This is a genomic window from Planktothrix sp. FACHB-1355, assembly GCF_014748295.1.
Taxonomy (GTDB): Bacteria; Cyanobacteriota; Cyanobacteriia; order Cyanobacteriales; family Aerosakkonemataceae; genus Aerosakkonema; species Aerosakkonema funiforme_A.
Genome location: NZ_JACJUP010000724.1, coordinates 1 through 3662, shown reverse-complemented (window position 1 = coordinate 3662; position 3662 = coordinate 1). Strand labels below are relative to the sequence as shown.

3 protein-coding genes and 1 pseudogene are annotated in these 3662 nt (G+C 44.9%); 3 read left to right on the top strand and 1 reads right to left on the bottom strand.

The features are described from left to right. Positions 1 to 589: pseudogene (locus tag H6S82_RS23770) on the bottom strand (hypothetical protein); the annotation flags it as partial. 393 nt (positions 590 to 982) lie between these two features. On the opposite strand from H6S82_RS23770, the gene H6S82_RS23765 reads away from it, so the two are divergent. The 3 genes from H6S82_RS23765 to cysT form a co-directional block, all read left to right on the top strand. Next, complete coding sequence (locus H6S82_RS23765) at positions 983 to 2170, top strand: sulfate ABC transporter substrate-binding protein (protein WP_190465849.1); 1188 nt, start codon at positions 983 to 985, stop codon at positions 2168 to 2170. A gap of 84 nt (positions 2171 to 2254) precedes the next feature. Continuing rightward, positions 2255 to 2818: an NIL domain-containing protein gene (locus H6S82_RS23760; RefSeq protein ID WP_322111923.1), complete on the top strand. Its 564-nt coding sequence runs from the start codon at positions 2255 to 2257 to the stop codon at positions 2816 to 2818. 92 nt (positions 2819 to 2910) lie between these two features. After that, positions 2911 to 3662 (top strand): sulfate ABC transporter permease subunit CysT (cysT, locus tag H6S82_RS23755; RefSeq protein WP_191056809.1); only part of this gene is annotated, 752 nt, incomplete at its 3' end.

Genomic DNA, 3662 nt, shown 5'->3' with positions numbered 1-3662 from the left:
TATTGACAAAGTGTGGAAAAACTGAGCTCCACACAGATTTGCCCGCTCGCTGTGCAGCTATATACCAAGGTCTGTTTCGAGCATCATAATTTTTGACCGCACTAAGCAGTTTGGTTGGATTCCCCTCACGATCCAGGGCATAAGTACGAAAGTCGCGACTAACCTTATCCGTTGTGTTCAGTAAAAAATCGTTTCCTACCCGTTCAACTGATGTGTTTAACCCCTGATTGCTCCCAAAGCCACAAAGATTTACCGAAGGATAGAATATCTGCACCAACTCCCAGCACTGTTTTCTCTGGCTGTCAAAGTCCTCTATACTCCAATAACCGCCACGCATAGCCTTTATATTTATTTGATTCACTTTACGAGGTGCATCCAAATAATTAGCGATTTTCTGCTGAATGCGGACGCTTACTTCGTTGTGCAGTTGGCTTGCGAGGTCATTAACTGCTTTCTGTCCGTTGTGAAATGAGAGATACCCTGTCAGCCCAACTGCGCCGAATATTTGGATCGCAAAGGGTATAAGCAGGACTTGGCGCAGCGGTATTTTTTTGGGAATTTTGGAAACAATATACTTGAGAGGTTGCATCGATATTAGGGTAGTCGTTCCATTTATTCATCGATTACATTACTCTAGCTAAAAAGTAAATCTGGTTCCGATCGCATCTCTACTTCGATCGAATGATGCTAAATTTTAATCGATGTAGTATGTGATGCAGTCTAACAAATAGTTGCGCCCCTACTCTCTCACACAGTAGATGCCTTGGCGCGATCGGTAGCTTAATTCGGGCAAACAGAGCAGTTTTTAGCTCCTTTCGCGGAACGATCGCACAAATCGATCGGAGCAACCGCTACTGGGCCCGATCCCAAACCTTTAAAAATACCCATTGCGTTTTTGCCGCAGCCTGGTTACGATCTAAAGTCATAAGCTTAAATACGGTATTCCTAGCAATTAACCGTAGATTCTAAGGAGAATATTTGGATGGGTCTGTGGCAGGGTAGAAAAAAACCAGGGTTATCGGCAGTTGAGCCGGTGACTCGTCGAGCAGCAGAGTTATGGAGGTACACAAGAAATTGGTGGGAACAGCAGTTGAGAGGCAAGTTAAGGTTTAGTTCTTTAAAGGGCTTCGTGTGCTTATTCTTAGTGGGTGTGAGTATAAGTGCCGCGATCGCATCCTGCTCTCCTAACAATACCAGCCCCAGCGCCACATCGACAGGTGCAGCCAGCCCAGCTGGAAAATCTGGCGACATCGAACTGACCCTCGTTTCCTACGCAGTCACCCGCGCCGCCTATGAAAAAATAATTCCCCAGTTCGCAGCCAAGTGGAAACAGGAACACAATCAAAATGTGACCTTCAACCAAAGCTATGGCGGGTCTGGTTCGCAAGCGCGTGCAGTAATTGATGGTTTGGAAGCAGATGTAGTGGCGTTAGCTTTAGCGCTGGATACCAAAAAAGTTGAGCAAGCTGGATTGATCTTACCGGGATGGGAAAGCGAAGCTGCCAACAATGCGATCGTCACCAAATCTGTCGCCGCCTTAGTCACCCGCGACGGTAATCCCAAAAAAATTCAAACTTGGGCAGATTTGGCAAAAGATGACGTAAAAGTGATTACTGCCAACCCCAAAACTTCCGGTGGCGCACGCTGGAACTTCTTGGGTTTGTGGGGTTCGGTAACCAAAACTGGCGGTGACGATGCCAAAGCCGAAGAATTTGTCACTAAAGTCTACAAAAATGTGCCCGTTCTACCCAGAGATGCTCGCGAAGCCAGCGATGCCTTTTTCAAACAAGGTCAGGGCGATGTCTTGATCAACTATGAAAACGAAGTAATTCTGGCTGGGTTAAACGGAGAAAAACTTCCTTACGTTGTCCCCGACGTCAATATCTCGATCGACAATCCCGTCGCCGTTGTAGATAAAAACGTCGATAAACACGGCACCAGAGCAGTTGCAGAGGCATTTGTCCAGTTTTTGTACACCCCACAAGCCCAACGAGAATTTACCAAAGTTGGCTTCCGACCCGTCGATCCCACAGTGGAACAAGAAGTAGCCAATCAATTTCCCAAAATCAAAACTCTCTTCACCGCACAAGATTTGGGTGGTTGGGATGAAATCCAGAAGAAGTTTTTTGATGATGGCGCAGTTTTTGACAAAATTCAGTCTGGCAAATAATGACTGAATGGGGGTGTAGCGTGGATAGGAATCTCCGCCACACCCCCGACCCTACTCAACGCTTGCTGAAAAAAGGAGCTGACCGTGACTGCCATCTTCGTCGGCTATCTAGCCATAAGTTACACATTTTCTGGCTTTTTTTGCTATTTAGCTTTTCTGAAGAATGCCAAAAAACAGGTTGCGCCAAAAGAATTGCAAAGCCAGCAAATGCCGTTAAAAAGCTTTGCGCTGACGTTATTATGGCCTGTTTGGATGATTCGGGAAAGTCTGAGGGAGAAAAGCAGGCTGGACGATCGCATTTATTTTTTAGAACCACAAAACCTCTGTACCGAAGCGTTGTTTGAATTCGCCCCTCAAACAGATAGCAGATTGCAGAACATCCCAGAGCGTCCTCTGGAACCGGTTAGCTCGACGAAGAAGCGAATTAAAATAGAGATTCCTCAAAATTATCAAGAAGAACCTGTAATTTCCCGCCTAACCTCCGAATATGGTCTAACATTCAATATTACAGAGGCAATGCTAGAAAATAGTAACATAGGAAATGGGTTATTCGATCTAGAATTACAGGGCACACCTCAACAAATTCAATCCGCTCTTGATTACCTTTGGCAGCTAAAGGTAAAAATTTTAGAAATTAATTGCTCATAGTTCAAAGTTATATTGTCTGGAAATAAAAAATCAACAATAAACCGCGATCGGCAAGCAATTAGCAAGTAAAAATTAACCGCGAAGAAAGACTTATGAGTGTATCTGTTCATCCCGCATCGACTCCCGCTTGGAAAAACTATCTGTATCAGGTAGGCAAACTTTCCTGGCCGTGGCGAATTACGCTGGGCTATCTTACAGTAATGCTAATATTGCCCGTATCGGCGCTGATATTAAAAGCAAGTACAGAAAGTCCGATTAACTTTTGGAGAATTGCTACCACTCCCGTAGCGCTGGCTACCTATGACGTTACTTTTGTGACATCCTTGATTGCAGCAGCAATTAACGGAGTATTTGGCTTTTTAATTGCATGGGTTTTAGTCAGGTACGATTTCCCCTTAAAGCGATTTGTTGAAGCTGCGATCGACTTACCTTTTGCCTTACCGACTTCCGTTGCTGGTTTAACCTTAGCAACTGTGTACAGCGAAAACGGCTGGATCGGTTCTCTGCTAGCACCGTTGGGAATAAAAGTAGCCTTTACTCGCTTAGGAGTAGGTGTCGCAATGCTGTTTATTTCCTTGCCATTTGTAGTGAGAACTTTGCAGCCGGTGATGCAACAAATGGAAAAGGAAATTGAAGAAGCTTCCTGGTCTTTGGGCGCATCTCAATGGCAAACATTTTGGCGTGTAGTTTTACCCCCGTTGATGCCAGCACTTTTAACTGGTGTCGCCTTGGGATTTGCTCGTGCTGTTGGCGAATACGGTTCCGTTGTGATTGTAGCTTCTAACGTTCCATTTAAAGATTTAATTGCATCCGTGCTGATTATTCAAAGATTGGAACAATACGA

What these genes read in the sequence shown, in the direction of transcription:
- H6S82_RS23765 (WP_190465849.1), top strand. Translation starts at nt 983, where the DNA reads ATGGGTCTGTGGCAGGGTAGAAAAAAACCAGGGTTATCGGCAGTTGAG.